Annotated in this window: 24 protein-coding genes and 1 pseudogene; 10 read left to right on the top strand and 15 right to left on the bottom strand. The window is 71.3% G+C overall.

Annotation, left to right across the window (positions count from 1 at the left end):
• Positions 1-94: 94 nt before the first annotated feature.
• A complete protein-coding gene (locus ACFC06_RS28530) occupies positions 95-667 on the top strand; it encodes a TetR/AcrR family transcriptional regulator (RefSeq protein WP_375938382.1) in 573 nt (190 codons plus the stop codon).
• Positions 668-673: 6 nt separating this feature from the next.
• Here the strand turns inward: ACFC06_RS28530 and ACFC06_RS28525 are convergent, their stop codons facing one another.
• Genes ACFC06_RS28525 through ACFC06_RS28495 form a run of 7 tightly spaced genes read right to left on the bottom strand, consistent with a single transcriptional unit; the run spans position 674 to position 7,729 of the window.
• Positions 674-1,177, bottom strand: a complete 504-nt coding sequence (locus ACFC06_RS28525; protein ID WP_375938379.1) for an arginine repressor — start codon at positions 1,175-1,177, stop codon at positions 674-676.
• A gap of 34 nt (positions 1,178-1,211) precedes the next feature.
• On the bottom strand, positions 1,212-2,144 hold the full coding sequence (gene argF / locus ACFC06_RS28520) for an ornithine carbamoyltransferase (RefSeq protein WP_375938376.1): 933 nt from the start codon (positions 2,142-2,144) through the stop codon (positions 1,212-1,214).
• On the bottom strand, positions 2,141-3,343 hold the full coding sequence (locus ACFC06_RS28515; protein ID WP_375938373.1) for an acetylornithine transaminase: 1,203 nt from the start codon (positions 3,341-3,343) through the stop codon (positions 2,141-2,143). The genes argF and ACFC06_RS28515 overlap by 4 nt, the downstream gene beginning before the upstream one ends.
• Positions 3,340-4,224 carry an acetylglutamate kinase gene (gene argB, locus ACFC06_RS28510; RefSeq protein WP_375938370.1) on the bottom strand — a complete coding sequence of 295 codons (885 nt, stop codon included), beginning with the start codon at positions 4,222-4,224 and terminating at the stop codon, positions 3,340-3,342. Before argB ends, ACFC06_RS28515 begins: the two co-directional genes overlap by 4 nt.
• Entirely contained in the window at positions 4,221-5,420 is a 1,200-nt protein-coding gene (argJ, locus tag ACFC06_RS28505) for a bifunctional glutamate N-acetyltransferase/amino-acid acetyltransferase ArgJ (RefSeq protein WP_375938367.1), read from the bottom strand. The genes argB and argJ overlap by 4 nt, the downstream gene beginning before the upstream one ends.
• Positions 5,417-6,475: an N-acetyl-gamma-glutamyl-phosphate reductase gene (argC, locus tag ACFC06_RS28500; protein WP_375938363.1), complete on the bottom strand. Its 1,059-nt coding sequence runs from the start codon at positions 6,473-6,475 to the stop codon at positions 5,417-5,419. Before argC ends, argJ begins: the two co-directional genes overlap by 4 nt.
• 27 nt (positions 6,476-6,502) lie before the next feature.
• Positions 6,503-7,729 carry a cation:proton antiporter gene (locus ACFC06_RS28495; RefSeq protein ID WP_375938360.1) on the bottom strand — a complete coding sequence of 409 codons (1,227 nt, stop codon included), beginning with the start codon at positions 7,727-7,729 and terminating at the stop codon, positions 6,503-6,505.
• Positions 7,730-7,738: 9 nt separating this feature from the next.
• Between ACFC06_RS28495 and ACFC06_RS28490 the strand changes: the two genes are divergently transcribed.
• The gene (locus ACFC06_RS28490) at positions 7,739-8,335 is read left to right on the top strand and encodes a hypothetical protein (RefSeq protein ID WP_375938357.1); all 597 of its coding nucleotides are present in this window, start codon (positions 7,739-7,741) and stop codon (positions 8,333-8,335) included.
• Positions 8,336-8,353: 18 nt separating this feature from the next.
• Here ACFC06_RS28490 and ACFC06_RS28485 read toward each other — a convergent pair whose 3' ends face one another.
• On the bottom strand, positions 8,354-8,845 hold the full coding sequence (locus ACFC06_RS28485) for a pyridoxamine 5'-phosphate oxidase family protein (RefSeq protein WP_375938354.1): 492 nt from the start codon (positions 8,843-8,845) through the stop codon (positions 8,354-8,356).
• A gap of 63 nt (positions 8,846-8,908) precedes the next feature.
• Between ACFC06_RS28485 and ACFC06_RS28480 the strand changes: the two genes are divergently transcribed.
• On the top strand, positions 8,909-9,883 hold the full coding sequence (locus ACFC06_RS28480) for a helix-turn-helix transcriptional regulator (protein WP_375938351.1): 975 nt from the start codon (positions 8,909-8,911) through the stop codon (positions 9,881-9,883).
• 34 nt (positions 9,884-9,917) lie between these two features.
• Here ACFC06_RS28480 and ACFC06_RS28475 read toward each other — a convergent pair whose 3' ends face one another.
• On the bottom strand, positions 9,918-11,015 hold the full coding sequence (locus ACFC06_RS28475; protein WP_375938348.1) for an FAD-dependent monooxygenase: 1,098 nt from the start codon (positions 11,013-11,015) through the stop codon (positions 9,918-9,920).
• Positions 11,016-11,114: 99 nt separating this feature from the next.
• Here ACFC06_RS28475 and ACFC06_RS28470 point away from each other — a divergent pair, with 99 nt between their 5' ends.
• Entirely contained in the window at positions 11,115-11,657 is a 543-nt protein-coding gene (locus tag ACFC06_RS28470) for a TetR/AcrR family transcriptional regulator (RefSeq protein WP_375938345.1), read from the top strand.
• 2 nt (positions 11,658-11,659) lie between these two features.
• On the opposite strand, the gene ACFC06_RS28465 is transcribed toward ACFC06_RS28470, so the two are convergent.
• Genes ACFC06_RS28465 through ACFC06_RS28450 form a run of 4 tightly spaced genes read right to left on the bottom strand, consistent with a single transcriptional unit; the run spans position 11,660 to position 16,681 of the window.
• Positions 11,660-13,093, bottom strand: coding sequence for a GntP family permease (locus ACFC06_RS28465; protein ID WP_375938342.1), 1,434 nt, complete (start codon positions 13,091-13,093; stop codon positions 11,660-11,662).
• Positions 13,094-13,103: 10 nt separating this feature from the next.
• Positions 13,104-13,745 carry a bifunctional 4-hydroxy-2-oxoglutarate aldolase/2-dehydro-3-deoxy-phosphogluconate aldolase gene (locus tag ACFC06_RS28460; protein WP_375938339.1) on the bottom strand — a complete coding sequence of 214 codons (642 nt, stop codon included), beginning with the start codon at positions 13,743-13,745 and terminating at the stop codon, positions 13,104-13,106.
• On the bottom strand, positions 13,742-15,355 hold the full coding sequence (locus ACFC06_RS28455) for an amidohydrolase family protein (protein WP_375938336.1): 1,614 nt from the start codon (positions 15,353-15,355) through the stop codon (positions 13,742-13,744). Before ACFC06_RS28455 ends, ACFC06_RS28460 begins: the two co-directional genes overlap by 4 nt.
• 9 nt (positions 15,356-15,364) lie before the next feature.
• On the bottom strand, positions 15,365-16,681 hold the full coding sequence (locus ACFC06_RS28450; protein ID WP_375938334.1) for an amino acid deaminase: 1,317 nt from the start codon (positions 16,679-16,681) through the stop codon (positions 15,365-15,367).
• Positions 16,682-16,773: 92 nt separating this feature from the next.
• On the opposite strand from ACFC06_RS28450, the gene ACFC06_RS28445 reads away from it, so the two are divergent.
• From ACFC06_RS28445 to ACFC06_RS28430, 4 genes and pseudogenes are all read left to right on the top strand, one after another.
• Entirely contained in the window at positions 16,774-17,814 is a 1,041-nt protein-coding gene (locus ACFC06_RS28445) for a sugar kinase (RefSeq protein WP_375938331.1), read from the top strand.
• Positions 17,811-18,473: pseudogene (locus ACFC06_RS28440) on the top strand (IclR family transcriptional regulator); the annotation flags it as partial. The gene ACFC06_RS28445 and the pseudogene ACFC06_RS28440, both read left to right, overlap by 4 nt.
• Positions 18,474-18,587: 114 nt before the next feature.
• Positions 18,588-18,998 (top strand): RidA family protein, encoded by a 411-nt coding sequence (locus ACFC06_RS28435; RefSeq protein ID WP_375938505.1) that lies wholly within the window; start codon positions 18,588-18,590, stop codon positions 18,996-18,998.
• 98 nt (positions 18,999-19,096) lie between these two features.
• Positions 19,097-19,264: a hypothetical protein gene (locus ACFC06_RS28430; protein WP_278265880.1), complete on the top strand. Its 168-nt coding sequence runs from the start codon at positions 19,097-19,099 to the stop codon at positions 19,262-19,264.
• A gap of 4 nt (positions 19,265-19,268) precedes the next feature.
• On the opposite strand, the gene ppc is transcribed toward ACFC06_RS28430, so the two are convergent.
• Positions 19,269-22,040, bottom strand: coding sequence for a phosphoenolpyruvate carboxylase (ppc, locus tag ACFC06_RS28425; protein WP_375938328.1), 2,772 nt, complete (start codon positions 22,038-22,040; stop codon positions 19,269-19,271).
• 47 nt (positions 22,041-22,087) lie between these two features.
• Positions 22,088-22,645: a sugar O-acetyltransferase gene (locus ACFC06_RS28420; protein ID WP_375938326.1), complete on the bottom strand. Its 558-nt coding sequence runs from the start codon at positions 22,643-22,645 to the stop codon at positions 22,088-22,090.
• Between the two features lie 92 nt (positions 22,646-22,737).
• Here ACFC06_RS28420 and ACFC06_RS28415 point away from each other — a divergent pair, with 92 nt between their 5' ends.
• Both ACFC06_RS28415 and ACFC06_RS28410 read left to right on the top strand, forming a co-directional pair.
• Positions 22,738-23,376, top strand: a complete 639-nt coding sequence (locus tag ACFC06_RS28415; protein WP_375938323.1) for a TetR/AcrR family transcriptional regulator — start codon at positions 22,738-22,740, stop codon at positions 23,374-23,376.
• Between the two features lie 80 nt (positions 23,377-23,456).
• Entirely contained in the window at positions 23,457-24,842 is a 1,386-nt protein-coding gene (locus tag ACFC06_RS28410; RefSeq protein ID WP_375938320.1) for a lipase family protein, read from the top strand.
• Positions 24,843-25,058 lie beyond the last annotated feature (216 nt).

The raw sequence follows: 25,058 nt of genomic DNA, 5'->3' as shown, positions 1-25,058 counted from the left end.
GAGTCTCCGTTTAAGACAGAGCTAGCATAGGAAGAAAGCCTCCGGTTCCGCAAGACTAAACGGAGACTTCATCCGTTTCCAGTGGAGGATTCTCGTGGACGCACCGTCGCGGCCGATGCGCGCCGACGCACGCCGCAACTACGAGCGCATCATCGCCTGCGCGCGTGACGCTTTCGCCGAACACGGCACCGACGCTCCACTCGACGACATCGCCCGCCGCGCGGGCGTGGGCGCGGGCACCCTGTACCGGCACTTCCCGCATCGCACCGCGCTGATGGAGGCGGTCTACCGCGCCAATATCGAAGCGCTCGCCGCCCGCGCGGAGGAACTGCGCCGATCCGAGCCGCCGCTGGCCGCGTTCGAGACGTGGTTCGGCGAACTCGTCACCTACATCCTCGAGCGGCACGGCCTGGCGAACACCCTCAAGGCCGCGATCGACCGCACCTCCGAGACCTTCTCGGCCTGCTCGACGCTGCTGGGCGAGGCCGCGGGCAGCGTGCTGGTGCCGGTGCAGGAGGCGGGCATCATCCGCCCCGAGGTCGGCCCGCGCGACATCCTACGCCTGGGCCACGGCATCGGCGCGGGCTGTCAGGCCGCGGCCGAGTCGGCGCCGCTGCTCACCGAGATCACCCTCGCGGGCCTGCGCGTTCCGCCGCCCGCGTCCTGAGACCGGTCAGGCCAGGCGTTCGATCTCGGCGGCCAGTTCGGCGCCGGTGAGGGGTTCGCGGGCGATCACGGCGATCGTGTCGTCACCGGCGATCGTGCCGACGATGAAGGGCAGCGCGGCCCGGTCCAGCGCACTGGCCAGGAAATGCGCCGCGCCGGGCGGGGTCCGCAGCACGGCGAGATTGCCGCTGGCGTCGGTGGAGACCAGCAGGTCACCGAGCAGTTTGGACAACCGGCCGGTGCCACCGGTGACCCCGCGCACGGGGCTGCCGTCCTCGGGCACCACATAGACGCCCGCGCCGCCGTCGGCCGCGCGCAGCTTCACCGCGCCGAGTTCGTCGAGATCCCGCGAGAGGGTGGCCTGGGTGATCTCGATGCCCTCGGCGGCCAGCAGCGCGGCCAGCTCGGTCTGGCTGCGCACCGAATGCGCGCTGAGCAGCTCCACGATCCGCGACTGGCGGCCGGCGCGGGTGCGCGCGATGGCGGGCGAGCCCTTCTCGGGCGCGCTCATCGCTGGACCCCCACGCCGGCCCCGGTTCGCGGTCTCACGCGGCGGCTTTCGCCAGCAGCCAGACCAGCAGCGCCTTCTGGGCGTGCAGGCGGTTCTCGGCCTCGTCCCAGACCACGCTGTGCGCGCCGTCGAGCACCTCGTCGGTGATCTCCTCGCCGCGGTGGGCCGGAAGGCAGTGCAGCACAATGGCTTCCGGGGCGGCGTGGCCGAGCAGTTCGGTGTTGAGCTGGAACGGGCGGAACGGGCCGACGCGGTCGAGGCCGTCGTTCTCCTGGCCCATCGAGGTCCAGGTGTCGGTGACGAGCACATCGGCGCCGCGCGCGCCCGCCACCGGATCACCGGTGACCGACACCGTCGCGCCGGTCTCGGCGGCGCGCTTGGCGGCGGCCTCGAGGATCCACGGCAGCGGCTCGAATCCGGCCGGGGCCGCCACGGTGACGTTCATGCCCGCCGTCACGCCACCCAGCAGCAGCGAGTGCGCCATATTGTTGGCGCCGTCGCCGAAGTAGGTGAGGTTCAGCCCCGCCAGGGTGCCCTTGCGCTCGGCGATGGTCTGCAGATCGGCGAGCACCTGGCACGGATGGAACTCGTTGGACAGCGCGTTCACCACGGGAACCGTCGCGGTGACGGCCATCTCGTCCAGGCGCGCCTGCTCGAAGGTGCGCCACACGATGGCGTCGACGTAGCGCGAGAGCACGCTGCCGGTGTCACCGAGGGTTTCCTCGCGGCCGAGCTGGGTGTCGCGGCCGTCGACCACCACCGCGTGCCCGCCGAGCTGGGCGATGCCCAGTTCGAAGGAGAAGCGGGTGCGGGTGGAGTTCTTCTCGAAGATCACCCCGACCCCGCGCGGGCCGTCCAGCGGCCGGTGCGCGAACGGGTTCTGCTTCAATTCCGCGGCGATGGCGAGGATTTCGGCCTGTTCGGCCTGGGTCACGTCGTCGTCGCGCAGAAAGTGGCGCAGGGTCACTGGGGCGCTCCCTTCGCATCGGCAGCGGCCTGGTCGAGAATTCCCGGCAGGTCGGCGATGAAGTTGTCGGCCTGGGTTTCGGTGAGCACCAGTGGCGGCGCCAGCCGGATCACGTTCGGCTTGGCGGGGTTGATCAGGTAGCCCGCCTCCCGCGCCCGCTCGTCCACGTGCGCGGAGATGTTGTCGCGCAACACGATACCGATGAGCAGGCCCGCGCCACGCACGTGATCGATCTCGGGATGCTCGAGCAGGGCGATGCCGTCGCTGAGCTTCTTGCCGACCCATTCCACATGGGAGAGCAGGTCTTCGGCGTCGATCGTGCGCAGCACCGCCAGCGCGGCGGCGGCGCAGACGGGGTTGCCGCCGAAGGTGGTGCCGTGCAGGCCGGGCGTGAGCAGCTCGGCGGCGCGGCCCTGGGCCAGCACGGCGCCGATCGGCAGGCCACCGCCCAGGCCCTTGGCCAGGGTGATGGCGTCGGGCACGATGCCCGCGGCCTGGTGCGCGAAGAATGTTCCGGTGCGGCCGATTCCGGTCTGCACCTCGTCGAGGATGAGCAGCGCGCCCGCCCGGGAGGTGATCTCGCGGGCCTTGGCCAGGTAGTCGAACGGCGGGACGACCACGCCGCTCTCCCCCATCATCGGCTCCAGGAACACCGCGGCGGTGTCGGTGTCGACGACGGCCTCCAGCGCGGCGGCGTCACCGTAGGGCACGTGCACGACACCGGGCGGCATCGGCTCGAACGGCTCGCGCTTGGACGGCTGACCGGTGAGCGCGAGCGCGCCCATGGTGCGGCCGTGGAAGGCCTCCTCGGCGGCGACGATCTTGGTCCGGCCGGTGAGCCGGGCGATCTTGAACGCGGCCTCGTTGGCCTCGGTGCCGGAGTTGCAGAAGAACGCCCGGCCCTCGCCGTCACCGAAGTGCGCCAGCAGCTTCTCGGCCAGCTCGATCACCGGCTCGTTGGCGTAGATGTTCGACACGTGGCCGAGGGTGCCCAGCTGCTGGGTGACCGCTTCCAGGATGGCCGGATGCGCGTGGCCGAGGCTGTTGACCGCGATGCCGCCGAGGAAGTCGACGTAGCGCTTGCCGTCGGCGTCGTAGACCACCGCGCCCGCGCCGCGCACCAGCGCGACCTTCGGGGTGCCGTAGTTGTTCATCATCGCGGCCGACCACCGCTGCTGGATCTTCGCTACTTCGCTCATGAGGTCACCATCGTTCCGATTCCTTCTCCGGTGAACAGCTCCAGCAGGACCGAATGCGGCACGCGGCCGTCGATCACGTGGGCGCTGGGCACCCCGCCCTGCACAGCGCGCAGGCAGGCTTCCATCTTGGGCACCATGCCCGCATCCAGGCGCGGCAGCAACTCCGCCAGGGCCGCGGCGTCGATCTCGCTGGTCAGCGAGGACCGGTCGGGCCAGTCGGTGTAGAGGCCCTCGACATCGGTGAGGACGACGAGTTTCTCCGCGCCGATGCCCTCGGCCAGGGCGGCCGCGGCGGTGTCGGCGTTGATGTTGTGCACCACGCCGTCGGCGTCGGGGGCGATGGTGGAGACCACCGGGATGCGCCCCGCGTCGATCAGGTCGAGCACCGCGCCGGGATTGACCTCGGTGACATCGCCGACCAGGCCGATATCGGTGGCCGCGCCGTCGACGGTGACGGTGCGGCGGGTCGCGGTGAACAGGTGCGCGTCCTCGCCGGAGATGCCGACCGCGTAGGGGCCGTGCGCGTTGATCAAGCCGACGAGCTCGCGCCCGACCTGCCCGAACAGCACCATCCGCACCACATCCATCACCTCGGGCGTGGTGACCCGGAAACCGCCGCGGAACTCGCCTTCCATGCCGAGCCGCTTCAGCATGGCATTGATCTGCGGGCCACCGCCGTGCACCACCACCGGGTGCACCCCGACGGTGCGCAGGAACGCCATGTCGGCGGCGAAGGCCGCCTTGAGCTCGGCGTCGATCATGGCGTTGCCGCCGTACTTGACCACGACGATCTTGTCGCGGAACTTCTGCAGCCACGGCAGCGCGTCGGCGAGCACGTGGGCCTTGTCCAGGGCCGAAAGGCTGTGCACCACACTGCTCATGAGCTGTAGGCCGAGTTCTCTTCGACGTAGGCGTGCGAGAGGTCGGTGGTGCGCACCATGGCGGTGCCCTCGCCGACATGGAGTTCGATCAGCACCTCGATGTCCTCGCCCGACAGGTCGACCTCGCGCGCGCCCGGGGCGCCGACGCTGTCGACACAGACCGGATTGCCGTTGAACGACACCGCGATCCGGTTCGGGTCCAGCGTCACCGGGGCGATGCCGACCGCGGCCAGCACCCGGCCCCAGTTGGGGTCGGAGCCGAACAGGGCGGTCTTGACCAGGCTGTCGCGGGCCACCGCACGGGCGACGGTGAGTGCCTCGTCCTCGGTGGCGGCGCCGGTGACGGTGACCCGCACCCGCTTGGTGACGCCCTCGGCGTCGGCCATGAGCTGGGCGGCGAGGTCGTCGCAGACGGTGAACACGGCCGCGTCGAGGTCGTCCTGGGACGGGGTGACGCCGCTGGCGCCGTTGGCCAGCAGCAGCACGGTGTCGTTGGTGGAGCAGGAGCCGTCGACGTCGAGGCGGTCGAAGGTGTACTTGGTGGCCTTGCGCAGCGCCGCGTCGAGCTGTTCGGGGGTGGCCACCGCGTCGGTGGTGAGTACGACGAGCATGGTGGCCAGCGAGGGGGCGAGCATGCCCGCGCCCTTGGCCATGCCGCCGACATTCCACTTGTCCTCGTGGTGGAAGGCCGATTCCTTGGGCACGGTGTCGGTGGTCATGATGGCGTGGGCGGCCTCGGTACCGCCCGACATGCCGCCACCCATCTCGTGCACGATCTCGGTGACCGCCGGGATGAGTTTGTCCATCGGCAGCCGGTCGCCGATCAGCCCGGTGGAGCAGACCGCGATCTCGCCCGCGCCGGTCTCGGTGCCCCAATTGCTCAGTGCCGCGGCGAGTTCCTCGGCGGTGCGGTGGGTGTCCTGGAAACCGCCGGGGCCGGTGCAGGCGTTGGCGCCGCCGGAGTTGAGGATCACCGCGCGCAGCCGCCCGGTCTTGAGCACCTGCTGCGACCACAGCACCGGCGCCGCCTTGACCTGGTTGCTGGTGAACACCCCGGCCGCCGCGTACTCGGGCCCCTCGTTGAGCACCAGCGCGAGGTCGGGCTTGCCGCTGGCCTTGATCCCGGCCGCGATACCCGCCGCCCGGAAACCGAGCGGGGCGGTGACGCCCTGGGTGTGGATCAGTTTGCTGGTCACGGTGCCACTCCTACGGTGGAAAGTCCTGCGGTCTCGTCGAAGCCGACGGCCAGATTCATCGATTGCACGGCGGCGCCCGCGGTGCCCTTGGCCAGGTTGTCGACCGCGCCGATCACCACCAGCAGGCCCGCGTCGGCGTCGACGGTGACCTGCAGGGTGATGGCGTTGGAGCCGATCACCGAACCGGTCTGCGGGAGCAGACCTTCGGGCAGCACGTGCACGAACGGCTCGTCGGCGTAGGCCTTCTCGTAGACCGCGCGCGCCTGGGCCGCGTCGACCTTCACCGGGGCGGTGCAGGTGGCCAGGATGCCGCGCGGCATGGGCGCGAGCACCGGGGTGAACGACACCGAGACGTCCACGCCGCCCGCGGCTTTCAGGTTCTGCGCGATCTCGGGGGTGTGCCGGTGCGCGCCGGCGATGCTGTAGGCGCGCACGCTGCCCATCACCTCCGAGCCCAGCAGGCCGACGTCGAGCTTGCGGCCCGCGCCCGAGGTGCCGCTCACGGCGACGACATTGACGGTGGGTTCGATGATCCCGGCGGCGATGGCCGGGGCCAGGGCGACGCTGGCGACGGTCGGGTAGCAGCCGGGCACCGCGATGCGCTTGGCGCCGATCAGCCGTTCGCGCCCGCCGGGTAGTTCGGGCAGGCCGTAGGGCCAGCTGCCCGCGTGGGCGCTGCCGTAGTACTTCTCCCAGGCCGCGGCGTCGGTGAGCCGGAAGTCGGCGCCGCAGTCGATGATGACGGTGGACTCGGGCAGGGCCTGCGCGATGGCGGCCGACTGGCCGTGCGGGAGGCCGAGGAAGACCACGTCGTGGCCCGCCAGGGTGTCGGGGGTGGTCGCTTCCAGGATCCGGCCCGCCAGCGGCAGCAGGTGCGGCTGGAGCTCACCCAGCGGGGTGCCCGCGTTGGATCCACCGGTCAGCGCCCCGATCTCGAGGCGCCCGGCTCGGTACTCCGGGTGGTTCAGCAGCAGACGCAACACTTCGCCACCGGCGTATCCACTCGCACCGGCAACCGCCACCCGCAACACGGGTCCTCCCGACGAATCAACCATGTGATGATTATGCACGACTGTGCAAGCTCATTCATGGGCAGGTGTGACCGACGTGGGTGCGCTGCGTCCGATCAGGCGCGCGACCAGCGGAAACAACAATACCGTCGTGGCGCCCGCGGCGATCAGGACCGAGGCGGTCTCGGCGGTCATCATGTCCGTCGACACCGCCACCTGGGTGACCGCGACGATGATCGGCAGGCCCGTCGCGGCGAACAGGGCGAGCTGGACGCGCTCGCGCGGGGTCTCGAGGTTGCGCCCGTGCGCGACGAACCGTTCGCTGAACCAGACCGGCAACCCGCGCGCCACCGCGATGGCGAGCACGAATCCGGCCCACAGCAGGGGTTCGTCCGCCACCGCGGCCATGTCGATGCCCATGCCCGAGACCACGAAGAACACCGGGATCAGCAGGCCGTAGCCGATGGTCTCGAGCTGCTCGTCCACGCGCGGATGCCCGGCCGCGATGAGGCGGCGCAGCACCATCCCGGCGGCGAAGGCGCCCAGCACCACGTCCAGATCGAAACGCTCGGCGACCACCATCAGCACGAGCAGCAGCAGGATCGCGCCGCGCACCGGCAGCTGGGAGGTGCCGCCGTCCATCCGGGCCAGCGCCGCCCCGAGATCGGGGATACGGGTGAACAGGCGCAGCGGGACGATGCCCGCCAGCAGCGTGGCCACCACGAACAGGCCCAGCACCACCAGCGCCGCGCCCACGCTGTGGCTGCTCAGCAACACCGACATGGCCACGATCGGGCCCAGCTCGCCGACCGCGCCGTGCGCGAGCACCGCCCGGCCGAGCGGGGTGTCCAGCAGCCCCGCCTGCTTGACGATCGGCAGCAGCGTGCCCAGCGCGGTGGAGGTCATGGCGATGGCCACGGCGATGTGGTTCGTCGTGGGCTCCCCGCTCGCCAGCACCGTCACCAACCCGAACCCGAACACCAGCCCCGCCAGCCACACCAGCCAGGCCACCCGCCCCGACCGCCCGCGCAGCAACCGCGGATCCAGCTCGTACCCGGCCAGCAGGAACAGCATCCCGAGCCCGAGCTCCTCTATCAGATCCACACCCCCGTCCCCGGACGCCCACCCGAGCGCGAACGGCCCGAGCACCGTCCCCGCCACCAGCAGGATCACCACATCCGGCACATACCCCCGCAACACCCGCGACAGCAACGGCGCCCCCACCGCCACCACCGCCACCCAGAACAGCGACACGATCGCCGACGGCCCCCCGACCTCCCCGGAAGCAAGCACCTCCATGCCGTCATCGTGACACAACCCCCACCCCACCCCACGTCACCTCGCGGGCGCCCAGAAAAGAATCGACACGATCGCGACAACGGCGATACGGTCACGCCCGTGCCATCGAACCTTGCCGCGGACGATCCAATTTTCGTGAACTTCCGCGGCTATCCGTTCAATCACGCCTACCGGTGGGTCCACATCTCGCGTTTCGGACTCGTTACCGATGCCGCGGACACCGTGGTGATCTCGGCGGTCATCGACGCGGAGTCGTACCGCGACGGGTATATCGGCGCCGGAGCCGACCCGAAGGGCACGATCCACGGCCCGTTCCGGATCGAGTGCATCGGGACAGCCGACTACAGCCGGGTGCCTGCAGAAGCGGCCGCCGCACGATTCGATCGCTGGGCGGCGGCCTACGGCGCCGTACCGGCCGAGCTCGCGGCGGTCCTCGACGAGCAGGTCCACCGGCGGTTCGCGGCCGCCGATACCATCCACGTCCTGCGGGATCTCGGTGACGATGCCGTCTGCGAGCACGGCCGGATCCACACCGAATTCAACGAATTCCTCACCATCGATCGCCGTCGGGGCGAGGTGGCGCTGATCGTCGCCGCCGACGATTGAGAATCGCCCGGGACGTGGTCAGTCCTTGCGGATCACTCGTTCGCCTGCGCCGGGCTTCCAGACGGTGATGTCGAGGTGGTCGTCGGCTACCTCGACGGTGGAGGCGCCGGTGAGGTCGGCGACGAAGAAGTGGTCGAATTTCTCTTCGCGGATGTCGAAGCCGGAGTCGTCGAAGAGTTTCTGGGCGAAGCGGCGGTGGACGGATTCGTCGGTGATGTCGGTGACGGTGCCGAAGAGTTTGGCGTCGCCGTCGGTGACCTTGGTGTCGACGGTGGCGGTGTGCAGGCAGAAGCGGGGGTCGCGGGCGAGGTCGTCGAATTTGCGGGTGTCGGGCATGCCGGCCAGGACGAGCATGCCGTCGAAGATCATCGGTTCGATGGGGCTGATGCGGGGTGATCCGTCGGCGCGGACGGTGCCGAGCATGCACAGGTTCCCGGTGGCCTGGTGCCTGCGCAGGAACAGCGCGGCGATGCTCGGTGCTTCCTGGGTGAACTGGCTCCACGTGGTCATATCTCGTACGGTACGACGCAAACCAGACATCTCCTGTCAGGTTTCCCGGCTAGTCTCGGCGATATGCGCGCGAGCAGATTGGTGCGACTGCTGCTGTCGCTCCAGGCCTCCGGCGGGTCGACCGCGGGCGCGCTGGCGCGCGAGCTGGAGGTGTCGACCCGCACGGTCTATCGCGATGTGGAGGCCCTGTCGGAGGCCGGGGTGCCGGTGTACTGCGAGCCGGGGCGCGGCGGCGGGGTGCGCCTGATCGACGGCTACCGCACCCGCCTGACCGGGCTCACCTCCGACGAGGCCGACGCGGTGCTGCTGGCGGGGTTGCCGGGCGCTGCCGCCGATCTCGGGTTGGGCACCGTGCTCGCGACCGCCCAGCTGAAGATGCTCGCCGCCCTGCCCCCGGAACTGCGCGGCCGGGCGACCCGCATCGCCGACCGCGTCCACATCGATATGCCCGGCTGGTTCCACCGCCCCGACGACACCCCCGCTCTCGCCACGGTCGCCGACGCGCTCTGGCACGACCGCAGGCTGGCGCTGGGCTACCGGCGCCCCGACCGCGTGGTGGATCGGACCGTCGACCCGCTCGGCCTGGTGCTGAAGGCGGGCACCTGGTATCTGGTGGCACGCGAGTCCGCCGATATCCGGTCCTACCGGGCGAGCCGGATCGTCACCGCCGCGCCGACCGGCGAGACCTTCATCCGCCCAGCCGATTTCGACCTGTCCGCGCACTGGCGGGCAGCCGCCGACGACTTCGCCCGCTCCATCCTGCGCGTACGCGCCCACTGCCGCATCGCCACCGCCCACCTCGGCCTGCTACGCCTGATGAACGACCCGGCCGCCGTCACCGAGGCCCTCGCCTCCCTGGGCCCACCCGATGCCGACGGCTGGGCCGAGATCACGATCCCCGGCGAATCCGTCGACATCCTCACCCACGCACTACTCCCCCTCGGCCAGCACCTCGAGGTCCTCGCCCCCGAACGACTCCGCACCGACCTGGCCGCCATCGCCGACGCCATGGCCGCCCGCTATCGCCCGCCCGGCTGATCGCGTCCGCAGGGTCGGCTCGCATTCCGACTGCTCAGCAGGTCCAGTCGAGGATCGGGGCCATGGAACGGAGTTGGGCCGAGAACGGGGTCAGGCGCAGGGCAGTGTCGCGGAGGGCCACCAGTGGGGCGGCGGAGAGCTGGCCGAGGGTGCCGAGCTGGGCGGAGCGGCGGGTGATCATCCGGGTGCGGGGGCGGCGTTCGTGGTCGTAGCGGGTCAGGCCGTCGGGGTCGGCGGCGTGGCGGGCCAGGACGACCGCGTCTTCGAGGGCCTGGCAGCCGCCCTGGCCGAGATTGGGGGTCATGGCGTGGGCGGCGTCGCCGAGCAGGGCGACGCGGCCGGCGGTGAAGGTGGGCAGGGCGGGCAGGTCGTAGATGTCGTTGTGCAGCACCATGTCCGGGTCGGCGGCGGCGAGCAGGGCCGGGATCGGGTCGTGCCAGTCACCGAAGCGGGCGCGGACCGCGTCGAGCCCGCCGGGTGCGTGTTCGGCGGCATTGTCGACGGCGAACCAGTAGAGCCGTCCGTCCTTCAGCGGCGCGATGCCGAAACGCGCGCCGCGGCCCCAGGTTTCGCCGAAATCGGTGGGCGGGTCGGCGAGCTCGACGACGGCGCGCCAGGCGGTGTACCCGGCGTAGCGGGGCTCGACGTCACCGCAGACCGCGCGGCGCACCACACTGCGCAATCCGTCCGCACCGACGACCAGATCGGCGGTCGAGGTCCCCGCCGAGTGCACGACGGTGCCGTCGGTCCGCGCCTCGCGCACCGAGACCCCGGTGCGCAGCACACCGGCGGGCAGGGCGGAGCGCAGGATGTCGAGCAGGACCGCGCGGTGCAGGATCACCGGTGTGCCGAAGCGCTCGCGCAGCGCGGCGATATCGGTGCGCGAGAGCCATCGCCCCCGGGTGTCGCGGATGCCCGCCGAGGTCCCGTCGATCGACTGCCCCCGCACCGCGGCACCCACACCCAGCGCGTCGAGGGCGCGTAAAGCGTTGCTCCACAGCGAGATTCCCGCGCCGACGGCGGTGATCTCCGGCGCCTGCTCGAGCACCTCCACCGACCACCCCCGGCCGTGCAGGGCCAGCGCCGCGGCCATTCCCCCGATACCGCCGCCGACGACGATCGCTGTAGCCATCCGGTCTCTCCTCGCTTCAGGTCTGCCGCCACGCTACTACTGCTGTAGTGCCGCACACTACGACTGTAGTGATCGTCACTACGGGCGTAGTATCGCCGCGTGGTGTCGAAACGGGAGCAGGTCCTCGACGCGGCCATCGTGGTGCTGGGCACCCGGGGTTCGCGCGCGCTGACCCATCGCGCGGTGGACGAGGCGGCGGGCCTGCCCACGGGCTCGGCGTCGAACTACTTCCGCACCAGGGCGGCCTTGCTGTCGGGGCTCGCCGAACGGCTCGAGCAGCACGATCACGCCGACTGGGCCGCCCTGGATCAGGTACTGACCCTGTCCACCCTCGACGATCTGGTGGAGGGCCTGGCCCGGTTCGCCGTGCACGCCACCACCGAGGGCCGCGTCCGCACCCAGGCGCGCCTGGCCCTGTTCGGGGAGGCACAGACGATGCCCGCGCTGCACGAATCCGTGCGGCGCGGGCATCGGCGCCTGCGGGCCATGGCGATCGAGCTGACGGCCCTGGCCGGGGTCGGCGCGGCCGAGGCGGGCATCCTGGTCGACTATCTCGACGGGGTCATCATGCACCGCCTCACCGGCGCCGACTCCGATCCGCGCCCGGCGCTTGCCCGGCTGGTCCGCGCGCTGACCGCCTGAGCTCAGACGATCGCGAACAGCAGCGCCGCGACCGCGAAACTCACCACCGACAGGATGGTCTCGAGCACCGTCCAGGTCTGCAGGGTCTGCTTGACGGTCATGTTGAAGTATTTCGCGATGATCCAGAACCCGCCGTCGTTGACGTGGCTGAGGATGATCGACCCGGCCGCGATGGCCATGGCGATCAGCGCGATCGACATCTGCGAGTACCCCTGCCCGGTCACCAGCGGCGCGACGATGCCGCCGGTGGTGACGATGGCGACCGTCGCCGAGCCCTGCGCGATCCGCAGCCCACAGCTGATCAGGTAGGCCAGCACGATCACCGGCAGCCCGGCCGCGGACATGGTGTCGGCCAGCGCGGTACCGATCCCGGTGGCCGAGATGACCTTGCCGAAGAAGGCGCCCGCGCCGACGACCAGCAGCACCATGCCGACCGGCTTGAGCGATTCGGCGGTGATGGTGCTCAGTTCCTGCACGGTGGACCCGCGCCGGATACCGAGCACATAGAAGGCCACCAGCACCGTGATGAGCAGCGCGACCGCGGGCGTGCCGAAGAAGGTGAGCACCTGCAGCAGCGCCGAATCCTGGTCCAGCAGTTGGTATCCGAAGGTGGCGCCCAGGATCAGCACCAGCGGGATCGCGATGATCGCGCCGATCAGGGCCACCGAGGGCGGCGACTTGGTGAGCACGGCGGTGCCACCGGCCCCCTCGGCACCGTCGGGGTCGGCCTCGGGTTCGAGCGGCACGAATTCGGTCGGCACGGCCACCTGCACGCGCTTGCCGATCCAGGTTCCCCAGACGATGCCCGCGGCGACGAAACCCGGGATGCCGCAGACGAATCCCATGATGATCAGCCAGCCCAGACTCACCCCGAGCAGACCGCCCAGGGCGACCGGGCCGGGGTGTGGCGGCAGGAAGGCGTGGGTCATCGAGAGCCCGGCCAGCATGGGCATGGCGTAGAGGACCAGGGACCGGCCGCCGCGTTTGGCCGCGACGTAGACCAGCGGCGCGAGCACGAAGATGCCGATGTCGAAGAACACCGGGATGCCGAAGATCAGGCCGAGCAGCCCCATCGCGACCGGCGCGCCCTTCTCGCCGAACATCCTCAGCAGCCGGTCGGTGAGCACGTCGGCGCCGCCGGAGCGTTCCAGGATGGCGCCGAGCACGGTGCCCAGACCGATGATCACCGCGATGTGCCCGAGGATGGCGCCGAAGCCCGTCTCCAGCAGGGACTCACCGGCTTTGAGCGGTGTGCCGACGATCTGCTCGACCGGTAGCCCGGCCGCGAGTGCCAGCAGCAGGCCGGTCAGCAGCAGCGCGACGAACGGCTCCAGTTTGATCTTGATGATGGCGAACAGCAGTACGGCGATGGCCAGACCGCACAGAACCAGCAACCCGGGGGTGGTGGTGCGCAACCAGTCGACAGTGGCGCCCATGGGATACCTCTCAATCAAGCGAATGGACGAAGCGTGCGGCCCGGGAGCCGATCCGGGACCAGTGCGCGTTCGCGACGTCCGCGGGGGCCACCACTTCGGTGCCCGCGGTGACGGCGATCGCGCCCGCCTGGAGGAAGTCCCGCGCGTTGTGGGAGTTCACGCCACCGGACGGGATGAGGAAGATGTCGGGAAAGGGCCCGAGCAGGTCCTTCAGGTAGGCCGGGCCGAGGGCGCGGGCCGGGAAGATCTTCACCGCCGCGGCCCCCAGCTCGACCGCGGCCAGCACCTCGGTCGGGGTGAAGGCGCCCATGATCACCGGAATGCCGTGTTCCACCGCCACTTCGGCGACTTCCGGGCGCAGCGCGGGGGTGACCAGGAAGCGCGCGCCCACCTCGATGGCGGCCTCGGCCTGGGCCGGGGTGGTCACAGTGCCTACGCCGATCACCGCGTCGGTGACCGCCGCGGCCTTGCCGACGGCGTCGAGCACGCCGAGCGTGGTGAAGGTGAGTTCGACCGCGCGCAGCCCGGCGCCTGCCAGGGCCGTGGCCAGTGCGGCCGGGTCCGGGATCTCGGGGGCGCGGACCACGGTGAGGGCCCGGTCGGCCCGGATCACGGCCAGGGCGGGCGAGGACGAGCTGAGCAGCGGGTTCATCGGGTTTCCTTTCGCCGGGCGTCCGCGCGCAGGGCCCGCCCGGCGCGCACGCCGGTCGGGATGCCGTCGCGCAGCGCGAATTCGCCGTTGACCAGGACGTGCTGGATGCCGCGCGCCTGCTGTCGAGGGTTGTCGAAAGTGGCGGTGTCGTGGATGGTCGCCGGGTCGAACACGACCAGGTCGGCCGCGTGCCCCGCGCGCACGAGGCCGCGATCGGCCAGCCGCAACCGCGCGGCGGGCCTGCCGGTGAGGTGGTGCACGCACTCCTCGAGGCCGAGCACGCCCAGCTCGCGGACGTAGTGGGACAGGTAGCGCGGGAAGGTGCCCCAGGCGCGCGGATGCGGGCGGGCGCCGACGAGCAGGCCGTCGCTGCCGCCCATGTGCCCGGGGTCGGTCATGATCGCGCGCACGTTCTCCTCGTGGCCGACGTGCTGGAGGATGGTGGTGGCCAGCTGGTCGCGGCGCAGCAGCTCGAAGAACACCTCGACCGGCGCGACCCCGCGTTCGGTGGCGATCTCGGCGACGGTGCGCCCGACCTGGGCGGACAGCGCGTCGTCGCCCACGCCGCTGATCTGGATGGTCTCCCATTCGACGGTGACGCCGTGACAGCCGTCGGACCCGGTGACATCGACGTCGACGGCGATGCGGGCTCGCGCGTGCGGGTCGTCGAGCCGGGCCAGCGCGGCATCGGGTCCACCGGACATCGCCCAGCTCGGCAGCAGCGCCGAGAGCGTGGTCGAGCCGGGGAGATACGGGTAGGTGTCGAGGGTGATGTCGCAGCCCTCGGCCCTGGCCTGCGCGAGCAGGGCGAGGAATTCCGGTGCGCGGCCGCGGTTCACGCCGAAGTTGAGGGTGGCGTGGGTGAGGTGCAGCGCGCAGCCGGTGGCGCGGGCCAGCCCGATCATCTCCGCGTACGCCTCGAGCGCGCCCGCGCCGTAGGAGCGGGTGTGCGGCGCGTAGAAACCCCCGGCGGCGGCGACCACCGCGCACAGGGCGGCGAGTTCGCCGGTGTCGGCGTACATTCCGGGCGTGTAGGTGAGCCCGCTGGACATGCCGACCGCGCCCTCCTCCAGCCCCTGCGCCAGCAGCGCGCACATGCGGTCGATCTCGGCTGTGGTGGCCGGGCGTTGCTCGGCGCCCACGACCAGCAGCCGCAGCGTGCCCTGCGGCACCAGGTAGGCGGCATTGGGGGTGATGCCCTCGTCGAGGCGGTCCAGGTATTCGCCGACGGTGCGCCAGGTGAAGTCCAGGCCGGTGGGGTTGCCGTTCCAACCGGCGATCTGCTTGCGCACCACCGCCAGGGCGGCGTCGTCGATCGGGGCGTAGGACAGGCCGTCCTGGCCGATCACCTCGGTGGTGACGCCCTGGGTGATCTTCGGGGTGTGGCCGGGATCGGTGAGCAGGTGCAGGTCGGAATGCGCGTGCATGTCGACGAATCCGGGTGTCAGCACCGAACCGGGCGCGGTGGCGACGGGTTTCGCGGCAGCATCCAGCGAGTGGGACGGGCCGATCTCGGCGATGCGGCCGTCGCGGATCAGGACATCGCCGGGCGTGCGCGGGGCGCCGGTGCCGTCGATGACGGTGATGTCGCGGAAGAGCAGCTCTGTCATGGTCGTCCGTCAGAAGTAGGTGCGGATCAGCTCGCGCACGCGAGGCCGCTCGGCGTCGGCATCGTCGATCACCGGGATGAGCCGCCACTTGTCGAAGGCCGTGCACGGGTGTGAAAGGCCGAGGCGCACCACGCTGCCCACGGGCAGGTCGGCCGCGGTGGCGCCGGGCAGGCGCAGGAAGGTGTGCTGGTCGTTGAGGGCGGTCACCTCGGCGCCGGGTGGCAGCGCGGGCCCGCCGACGACGAGCTGCGGGACCGGCAGGCCCTCGTCGAACGGGAAGTCGCGCTTGCCGCCGTCGAGCAGTGCCAGTTCCGGCTCGGGCCGGGAGACCACGCGCGCCCAGCCGTGCATGGCGGCGCGCAGGCCGGGTGCCATCGCGGGCGCGGTGAGCGGGGAGATGCTCGCGTAGAAGCCGTCGTCGTGGACGAGGTAGGCGCCGCTGCGCAGCACCACGGTGGTCGATCCGTCGGCGGTGGCCAGGCCCGCGAGCGCGTCGACGACCAGTTCCGGATAGGCGCTGCCGCCCGCGGTGACGATCGCCGGGCCGGAGTAGGCGCCCGCGGCGAGCAGTTCGGTGTGCAGGGTGGCGAGTTCGGTCAGGTAGCCGCGCACGGCGTCCAGACCCGCCGGGCTGCGGTCGTGGGCCAGCGCGCCCTCGTACCCGGCGACCCCGGCGAGGGTGAGCCGCTCGCTCGCCCGGATGGCCGATGCCACCGCGTGCGCCTCGGCCCGGCTCCGCGCGCCGGTACGGCCGTGCGGGCCACCGAGTTCGACCAGCACCCGCACCGGCGGGCCGGGCGGTGAGGTGCGCAGGATCGCCGACATCGCCTCGACGGTGGCGACGCTGTCGGCCCAGCAGGAGAAGCCGAACTCGTTGTCGCGCGCGGATTCGGCGGCGGCCCAGGACAATCCGACCGGATCGACCAGCGAGTTGGCCAGCATGATCCGTCCGACGCCGAACGCGCGCGCCAGCTGCGCCTGCCAGCCGGTGGCCAGGGTGATCGCCCAGGACCCGGCCATGAGCTGCTCGCGCCACAGCTGGGGAGCCATCGTGGTCTTGCCGTGCGGGGCCAGCGCGACACCGGCGATGGCCGTCCACTCGGCCATCAGCGCGAGATTGGCATCGAGCCTGCCGCGATCGAGGGTGAGCAGCGGGGTCTGCCACTGCCACAGCTCCGGCGCGGTGCCGAGGTACTCGCGCACGTGCTGACCCCAGGCGGCGGGCGGGACGCTCTTGTCCTGCGGACCCAGCATCCGATCGGCCAGCCCGTCCACCGCGTCGTCGTCGATGATCACAGCGTCCCTTCGGTCATACCGTCTGCGCATTGCATAATTTGCAACGCGAGTTGCACTGAATGTTTCTGCTCGTTATTGTGCATCGAGAGCACTGTGACCGCAACCACGAAAGGGCGCCAGAGGTGACACAGGCCATATCGGCACCACCGCGGGCGGTCACCGTCGGCGAGGGGCTGGCGGTGCTGATCGCCCGGCCGGGACCGCTGGAACTGTCGGATCTGTTCGAGCGCGGGGCGGGCGGCGCGGAGGCGAACGTGGCCGTGGTGCTGGCCCAGCTCGGGATCGCGGCGGCGTGGCTGTCGCGGGTCGGTGACGACGGATTCGGGCGCTACCTGGTGGCCCAGCTGGCGGCGAGCGGGGTGGATGTCGGCGCCGTCGCGGTGGACACCGAACGCCCCACCGGCCTCTACCTCAAGGAGCGTGGCGGCGGCTCGGACGCGGCGCACGACCTCCCCGCCCTGGCCAGCCGCATGCACTACTACCGCGCCGGCTCGGCGGCCAGTGCCCTGTCCCCCGCCGACCTCGCGACCCCGGCCGCCCGGGCCCTGCTCGACCACGCCGACCTGGTGCACTTCACCGGCATCACCCCCGCCCTGTCCGCCTCGGCGAGCGCCCTCACCCGCACCCTGCTGAGGACGCCGCGCCGCTCGCTGGTCGGCTTCGACCTCAATTACCGCCCGGCCCTGTGGGGTTCGCGCCTGGACACGGCCGCCGACGAACTCGCCGCCCACATCCGCGGCGCCGACGTGGTGCTGCTCGGCGCCGACGAGGCCGCCGAACTGTTCGGCACCGGCGACCCGGCCGCCCTGCGCGCCACCTTCCCCGAACCCGCCCAGCTGATCGTCAAGAACGACCGGCACAGTGTCACCGGATTCGACGGCGACACCGCCGTCGAGGTACCGGCCCTCACCCTCGAGATCACCGAACGGATCGGCGCCGGTGACGCTTTCGCCGGCGGCTACCTGGCCGCCCTGCTGCACGGCGCCGACCTGCGCACCCGCCTGCGCTACGGCCATCTGTGCGCCGCCGCGGCCCTCACCGCACCCGGTGACGCGGCGAAACTGCCACCGGCACAGGAACTCCGGCACCTGGCGTCGCTGCCGGAGCCGGCCTGGGCGGCCCTGCGCTACCCGCGGGTAATGGATGGGACGATCGGGTCATGAGCCAAAGCGTGTCGCGCGCCCTGACCATTCTCATCGCCCTCGGCGAGAACGCGCAGTCCCTCGACGAGCTGGCCGGGCGGCTCGGCGTCCACAAGTCCACGGTGCTGCGCCTGTTGCAGACCATGCAGGCCGAACGGTTCGTGGTGCGCGACGCGGCACACCGCTACTCGCTGGGCACCCGGATGTTCGAATTGGCCAGTCACGCACTGGAGAACCGCGATGTCCGGACGGTGGCCCGCCCGCATCTGAGCGCGCTGGGCGCCGCCACCGGGCAGACCGTGCACCTGGCCGCCTACGAATCCGGCGACGCCGTCTACATCGACAAGGTCGACGCCGAACAGGCCGTGCGGATGTACTCGCGCATCGGCAGGCCGGCGCCGCTGCACTGCACCGCGGTCGGGAAGGTCCTCGTCGCCGCACTGCCCCGGGCCGAATGGTCCACCGTCGCCGCGCGATTGGACTATCACCCGTTCACCACCCGGACCCTGCGCACGCCCGAGCAGTACCTGGCCGAACTCGAGCGGGTCGCCGCGCAGGGCTTCGCCGAGGACCACGAGGAGCACGAGAGCTTCGTCAACTGCGTCGGTGTGCCGGTGCGCGACGGCATCGGCGAGGTCGTCGCCGCGGTCTCGGTCTCGGTGCCCGACGTGCTGCTCGACCACGATCAGGTGCTCGCGCTGTTGCCCCAGCTCCGGGCGACCGCCGACGCCATCTCCGCCGAACTCGGCTGGGCCCCCCCGCCGAGACGTCCCCGCGAGGAAAGGCTGACCCCCATGTCCGACAAGATCGCCGTGCGCACCACCGACGCGCCCGCTCCCGCGCACACCTTCTCCCAGGGTGTGCGCAAGGGCCCGTTCGTCCAGGTCTCCGGGCAGGGCCCGGTCGACCCGGCCACCAGCGAGTATCTGCACCCCGGCGATGTCGCCGCGCAGACCACCCGCACGCTGCGCAATGTGCTGGCGATCGTCGAGGCCGCGGGCGCCACCTTCGACGATGTGGTGATGCTGCGTGTCTATCTCACCGAGCGCGAGGATTTCGCGCTGATGAACGACGCCTACGGCGCCTTCGTCACCGAGCACACCACCGGCGGCGTGCTGCCCGCGCGCACCACCGTGTTCACCGGTCTGCCGCGCGCGGAGATGCTCGTGGAGATCGACGCGCTCGCGGTGGTCACGGATCGGTAGCGGCCGGAATTCGCCGTAATCGGGGCGCCCGAGCGGCGGGGATATGCTTCTATGGGCAATCCCCCAGCCCGGGGTACCGCACTATCGAGGACGTACCTATGTTTGCCAAGACCGCTCGCCCGCTCGCCATCGCCGCGCTCGCCCTGTCGGCCACCGCGCTCGGCGCCGGAACCGCCTCGGCCGCCACCGCGCAGCCCGTCGTCGGCTCGGTCGCCATCTGCGCCGGTATCCCGGTGGGACCGATCACCGTCAGCGTGTGCCTGTAGCGCGCTAGCCCGAGTTGCGCAGGGCGGTGGCCAGGCCGTTCATGGTGAGCAGGATCCCGCGCTTCACCAGTTCGGAGTCGTCACCGCCGCGCAGCCTGCGCAGCAGATCCACCTGGAGCTGGTTCAGCGGCTCCAGGTAGGGGAAACGATTGTGGATCGACTCGGCCAGCGACGGGTTGTCGCTGAGCAGTTCGGCGTGCCCGGTGACCGCCTCGTACATGCGGATGGTGCGGGCGTGTTCGTCGCGGATCATGCCGAAGATCTCCGCGCGCAACTCCGGGTCCTCGACGAGCCCGGCGTACCGGGCGGCGATGTCCAGATCGCTCTTGGCCATCACCTGCGCGAGGTTCGACAGCACCGTGCGGAAGAACGGCCAGCGGTGGTAGAGCTCGGTGAGCCGGGCCAGGCGGCCGGGATCGCCGTCGACCCAGTCCTCGAGCGCGGTGCCGGTGCCGTACCAGCCCGGCAGCATGACGCGGGCCTGGCTCCAGGCCATCACCCACGGAATGGCGCGCAGGTCCGAGACCGAGTTGGTGGGTTTGCGGGAGGCGGGGCGGCTGCCGATATTGAGATCGCCGACCTCGGCCACCGGGGTGGACTGGCGGAAGTACTCGACGAATCCCGGGGTGTCGTGCACCAGGCGCGCGTAGGCGGCGCGGGCGCGGGCGGCGAGGTCGTCGAGCAGTTCGTAGGCCGGTTCGGCGTCGGCGCCCAGACCCTCCACGTCCAGCAGGGTCGATTCCAGCGTGCCCGCGATCAGTGATTCCAGATTGCGGTGCGCCGCACCCTGTTCGGAGTACTTGGCGGCGATCACCTCGCCCTGCTCGGTGAGCCGCAGCGCGCCGTGCACCGCGCCCGCGGGCTGGGCGAGGATGGCGTCGTAGCTGCGCCCGCCGCCGCGACCGACGGTGCCACCGCGACCGTGGAACAGCCGCAACCGGATGCCGGTCTCGCGGGCGACCTCCACCAGATCCAGTTCGGCCCGGTACAGCGCCCAGTTGGCGGCCAGGTACCCGCCGTCCTTGTTGGAATCGGAGTAGCCCAGCATCACCTCCTGGCGCATGCCCGCCGCGGCGACGAGTTCGCGGTATACCGGCACGTCGAGCACCGCCGACAGTGTCGCCGCCCCCGCGCGCAGGTCCTCGATCGTCTCGAACAGCGGCACGATCCCGACCGGGCAGCTCGGCGCGCCCTCGGCCGTCCCAGGGTCGAGGATGCCCGCCTCTTTGAGCAGCAGCGCCGCCTCGAGCATGTCGCTGACCGAGGTGCACATGCTGATGATGTAGTTCGGCACGGCCGCGGCGCCGAAGGTGTCGATCACGTCCTTGGCCGCGCGCAGCACCCCGAGCTCCTTGACGGCCAGCTCGCTGAGCTGCGCGCGCGGGCCCAGCAGCGGCCTGCGCGTGCGCAGTTCCCCGGCCAGCAGCGCGACCCGCTCGGCCTCGGGCAGTCCCGCGTAGTCGGCGTGCACGCCGGACCAGGCGAGCAGTTCGGCGACGACCTGCTCGTGGACCTCGGAGTTCTGCCGCATGTCCAGGCCCTGCAGGTGGAAACCGAAGGTCTCGATCGCGTGGCGCAGGGCAGCGAGCCGGTCGTCGGCGAGCAGGCCGTCGCCGCTGGCGCGCAGGGACGCGTCGACGGCGTCGAGGTCGTCGAGGACGGCCTGCGGAGCCGGATACGGTTCGGCCCCGGTGTCCAGCCCGCTCTCGGGCAGCACCCCGAGCGCGCGCCGGGCGGTGGCGCTGAGCCGGGCCCGGATCGCGTGCAGCGCACGGCGATACGGTTCGTCGGCGAAGAACGCCGGGTCCTCGTACCCGGCCTGCGCGAGCGCGGCGACCGCGTCGGTGACCGGCACCAGCCTGCCCGACTGCGACAGCGACTTCTCCAGTTCGACCAGTTCGCCGAGATAGCGGCCGAAGGCGAAGGCCGCGGCCTGCTCGGCGGCGGTGTGCACCACCTCGGCGGTCACGAACGGATTGCCGTCGCGGTCGCCGCCGATCCAGGAACCCGGGCGCAGGATGGGCCGGGCCAGCAGATCGGCCTCGGGCCAGCGGTAGCGCAGCGCGGCCCGCACCTGGGCGTTGATCGCGGGGATCACGTCGTAGAGGGTCAGGTCGTAGTAGCGCAGGCCGACGGCGATCTCGTCCTGGATGCGCAAGCGCGCCAACCGGATCAGCGCGGTGCGCCACAGCGTCAGCACGGCCCGGCGGATGCGCAGTTCGCTCTCGTCGTAGCCGGGTTCACCGGGGCCGAGCCTGCGGCGCAGCCGCATCAGCTGGGTGATCTCGGACTGCACGTCGAAGACGGTGCGCCTGCGGGTCTCGGTGGGGTGGGCGGTGATCACCGGCGAGACCAGCGCGTCGGCCAGCAACTCGCCCACCGTCTCGCCGTCGAGCTCGGCGGCGTCGAGTTTGGCGTAGGTGGCCGCCAGCGAGGAGTCCTGCGGTGGTTCGCCTGCCGCGACGTGCACGGCGCGGCGGCGGTCGCGCTGGAGGTCCTCGGCGAGATTGGCCAGCAGCACGAAATAGCTGAACGCCCGGATCAGCGGGATGGCGACCTCGGTGGGTGTGCCGTCGAGCATGTCGGCGACCGCGCTGCGCTCGACCTCCTCGCGACGCACCCGGAACGCCTCGATCCGTACCCGTTCGATGAGGTCGAACACCTCGGGGCCCTCGTGGTCACGAATGGTGTCGCCCAGGATGCCGCCGAGAAACCGGATGTCCTCGCGCAGCGGCCGGGTCGCTTCCTGCTCCGTCTCGATCCGCGCTTCGCCCATGGACAGACAGTATTGCCGCGCGGCCCCGGGCGCGACCCGGCGACGCGCTAGAGGGCGCGGATCACCCGGGCGGGGTTCCCGGCGGCGAAGACGCGGTCGGGCAGGTCGCGGGTCACCACGCTGCCCGCGCCGACCACCACGTCGTCACCGATGCTCACCCCGGGACACACGATCACCCCGCCGCCGAACCAGGCGTTGTTCCCGATCCGGATGGGCGCGGCCGATTCCCAGCGCTGCCTGCGCTTGTCGTGGTCGTCCATCGGATGCAGGGCCGTCAGCAGCTGACAGCGCGGGCCGATCGAACAGTCGTCACCGATGACGATGGGCGCGCAGTCGAGCAGGATGGCGTCGTAGTTGAGGAAGCTGTTGGCGCCGATCTCGATGAGATAGCCGTAGTCGCACTGGAATCGCGGCATGATCCACGAGCCCTCGCCGATCTTGCCCAGCAGGTCGCCGAGCAGGGCGGTGCGCCGGTCGGTCTCGTCGGGTCCGGTGCGGTTGAACTCGTCGCAGAGCCGTTGTGCCTGTTGCCTTTCGGCCACCAGCTCCGGATCGTTGTCCCGGTACAGCTCCCCCGCCAGCATCCGCTGCTTCTGCTCACCCATGCGGCCGAGTCTAGGGCGCGAGCGGGCGGGTTCGGCGTCGCCGCGGGTGTCTGGGCCAGTCCGGCCGGGGCGACGGTCAGTAGGGTCGAGGCGTGAAACCGGCTCGGACTCGACACAACTACACCGGAACCTCGGTCGCCGAACGGCAGGTCGAGCGGCGGGCGCTGTTCATCGAGGCGGGGCTGAGCGTGTTCGCGGAGAAGTCCTACGCCAACAGTTCGCTGACCGATGTCTGCGCGGCGGCGGGACTGTCGCGACGGCAGTTCTACGAGCTGTTCGCCGACCGCGAGGAACTGCTGGTCGCGGTGTACGACAGCGTGCAGGGCCGGGCCCGCGCGGCGGTCGCCGAGGCGCTGGCCGCGAGCGGGTCGAGCGATCTGCGCGAGCTGGTCGACGTGGCCATCCGCGCCTACACCCAGGCCATCACCGCCGACATCCGCGGCGCCACCGTGGCCTTCGTGGAGATCGTGGGGGTGAGCCCGGCGGTCGAGGCACATCGCGCGGGCATCCGGGATCAGTGGGGCGAGGTGGTGCAGGCGATCGCGGCGGAGGTGCCGGACGCGCGCACGCCCCCCGGCGGCTGGCGGGTGGCCATGGCGGCCTTCATCGGCGCGGTCAACGGCGCCGTGCACCAGTGGAGCCTCGACGACCCGCGCCCGCCCGTCGATGTGCTGGTGGAGGTCTTCTCCACCCTGCTCAACGCGCTGACCTCGGACGTCGCCCCCCGCTGATTGCGATCTACGCCACACCCGTGCGATAGTAGCCCTCATTGAGACGACGCCGTCTCAAATCATGTGAGGACAGAGCACGAATGACATCTCCTACCGTTGCGCGGTGGCTCGCCCTGGTCACCGGCGTGATCGCGGTGAGTTCGGCCATCGTGGCAGGCCCCGTCGCGGCCGAACCGGCGGGCATCGCCCCCGCGCCGGTGATCCCGCTGCCGCCCGAGCTGGACCCCGGCTTCTATCTCCCACCCGCCGAGGTGGTCGCCGCGACCGCGCCGGGCCAGATCATCGCCGCCCGCCAGGTCACCGTCGCCGACTTCGGCCTGCTGCCGATCGACGTGGACGCCTGGCAGGTGTCCTACCGCTCGAACAACAGCCGCGACGAGGCCATCCCCGCGGTGGCCACGCTGATCAAGCCGCGCGGCACGGCGGTGGCGCCGCGCAAGCTGCTCTCGGTGCAGCTGGCCGAGGACTCGACCGCGGGCTATTGCGCGCCGTCGTACGCGCTGCAACACCTCTCGGTGGCACCGGTCGCCGGGCAGATCGTCGTCCCGGCCGAATTCCTGTTCGCCCAGGCGGCCCTCGCGCAGGGCTGGGCGGTGGTCGTCCCGGATCACCAGGGCCCGAACTCGGCCTACGCCGCCGGTCCGCTGGCGGGCCGGATCACCCTCGACGGCATCCGCGCCGCGACGAATTTCGCCCCGCTCGAGGCCGGACCGGACGCGCGGGTGGGCCTCTACGGCTACTCCGGCGGCTCGATCGCGACCGGGCACGCCGCCGAACTGCACGCCTCCTACGCGCCCGAACTGAACATCGTCGGGGCCGCCGAAGGTGGTGTCGGCGCCGATCTCGGCGCGGCGCTGCGGATGGCGAACAATCAGGCCACCTCGGGCCTGGTCTTCGCGGCCGTGCTCGGCCTCACCCGCGAATACCCTGATTTCGCCGCCTATCTCGACCAGCGGCTCGACCCGCTCGGCAAAGCTCTGGTGACGGTGAAGTCACCGCTGTGCGTGCAGTACCAGTCCGCGCTGCTGCCGTTCCTGAACCTGACCGGCATGATCGGCTCCGACGGTGACCCGCTCGACGACGCGCCCGTCGCCGCCATGCTCGCCGACACCAAGATGGGCAAGACGGTGCCCGACATGCCGCTGTTCGTCTGGCATTCGGCCTGGGACGAGATCCTGCCCCTGCCCGCCGCCGACGCCCTCGTCGACACCTACTGCCGCGACCCGGACACCTCGCTGACCTACACCCGCGACCACGCCAGTGAGCACATCGTCGCCGAGGTCGTCGGCGGCCCGGCCGCCCTGCTCTGGCTGCGCGACCGCCTCGACGGCATCCCCGCCACCCCCGGCTGCACCGTCAGCGACGCGGGCACCATGGCCGCCACCCCCGGCGCACTCGGCTTCCTCGGCGACACCCTCGCCGCCAAGTTCGCCACCCTCTTCGGCACCCCCCTCGGCTCCCACTGAGCCACCCCGCGAAATCCCCTGGCCGCTCCCTCGTCGCCGCCAGGGGATTCGCGTGTTCACGCCCGCATCACGGTCGGTGCCGAAACAGTTGGCAGTCCACGCTGCTGCCAGGGCTGCGGCCCCGCCTTCCGCCCCCGCTCCGCCGCGGATGTCCGCCGCCGCCGGATCCTGGCCCGGCGCAACACTATTCCGCTGCGCGAGGCCTTGACCGATCCG

It is taken from the genome of Nocardia sp. NPDC056064, from assembly GCF_042266925.1.
In the GTDB taxonomy this organism is placed as follows: domain Bacteria; phylum Actinomycetota; class Actinomycetes; order Mycobacteriales; family Mycobacteriaceae; genus Nocardia.
The sequence above is the reverse complement of the archived record's forward strand: the minus strand, read 5'-3'. Positions and strand labels throughout refer to the sequence as shown.

Excerpts from the sequence above, each read along its gene's own strand:
- ACFC06_RS28420 (WP_375938326.1), bottom strand. The coding sequence starts at position 22,645 with ATGGGTGAGCAGAAGCAGCGGATGCTGGCGGGGGAGCTGTACCGGGAC.
- ACFC06_RS28410 (WP_375938320.1), top strand. The coding sequence starts at position 23,457 with ATGACATCTCCTACCGTTGCGCGGTGGCTCGCCCTGGTCACCGGCGTG.
- ppc (WP_375938328.1), bottom strand. The coding sequence starts at position 22,040 with ATGGGCGAAGCGCGGATCGAGACGGAGCAGGAAGCGACCCGGCCGCTG.
- argB (WP_375938370.1), bottom strand. The coding sequence starts at position 4,224 with ATGAGCAGTGTGGTGCACAGCCTTTCGGCCCTGGACAAGGCCCACGTG.
- ACFC06_RS28495 (WP_375938360.1), bottom strand. The coding sequence starts at position 7,729 with ATGGAGGTGCTTGCTTCCGGGGAGGTCGGGGGGCCGTCGGCGATCGTG.
- ACFC06_RS28465 (WP_375938342.1), bottom strand. The coding sequence starts at position 13,093 with ATGGGCGCCACTGTCGACTGGTTGCGCACCACCACCCCCGGGTTGCTG.
- ACFC06_RS28475 (WP_375938348.1), bottom strand. The coding sequence starts at position 11,015 with ATGGCTACAGCGATCGTCGTCGGCGGCGGTATCGGGGGAATGGCCGCG.
- ACFC06_RS28515 (WP_375938373.1), bottom strand. The coding sequence starts at position 3,343 with ATGAGCGAAGTAGCGAAGATCCAGCAGCGGTGGTCGGCCGCGATGATG.
- ACFC06_RS28430 (WP_278265880.1), top strand. The coding sequence starts at position 19,097 with ATGTTTGCCAAGACCGCTCGCCCGCTCGCCATCGCCGCGCTCGCCCTG.
- argC (WP_375938363.1), bottom strand. The coding sequence starts at position 6,475 with ATGGTTGATTCGTCGGGAGGACCCGTGTTGCGGGTGGCGGTTGCCGGT.
- ACFC06_RS28450 (WP_375938334.1), bottom strand. The coding sequence starts at position 16,681 with ATGCGCAGACGGTATGACCGAAGGGACGCTGTGATCATCGACGACGAC.
- ACFC06_RS28480 (WP_375938351.1), top strand. The coding sequence starts at position 8,909 with ATGCGCGCGAGCAGATTGGTGCGACTGCTGCTGTCGCTCCAGGCCTCC.
- ACFC06_RS28455 (WP_375938336.1), bottom strand. The coding sequence starts at position 15,355 with ATGACAGAGCTGCTCTTCCGCGACATCACCGTCATCGACGGCACCGGC.
- ACFC06_RS28460 (WP_375938339.1), bottom strand. The coding sequence starts at position 13,745 with ATGAACCCGCTGCTCAGCTCGTCCTCGCCCGCCCTGGCCGTGATCCGG.
- ACFC06_RS28485 (WP_375938354.1), bottom strand. The coding sequence starts at position 8,845 with ATGACCACGTGGAGCCAGTTCACCCAGGAAGCACCGAGCATCGCCGCG.
- ACFC06_RS28435 (WP_375938505.1), top strand. The coding sequence starts at position 18,588 with ATGTCCGACAAGATCGCCGTGCGCACCACCGACGCGCCCGCTCCCGCG.
- ACFC06_RS28525 (WP_375938379.1), bottom strand. The coding sequence starts at position 1,177 with ATGAGCGCGCCCGAGAAGGGCTCGCCCGCCATCGCGCGCACCCGCGCC.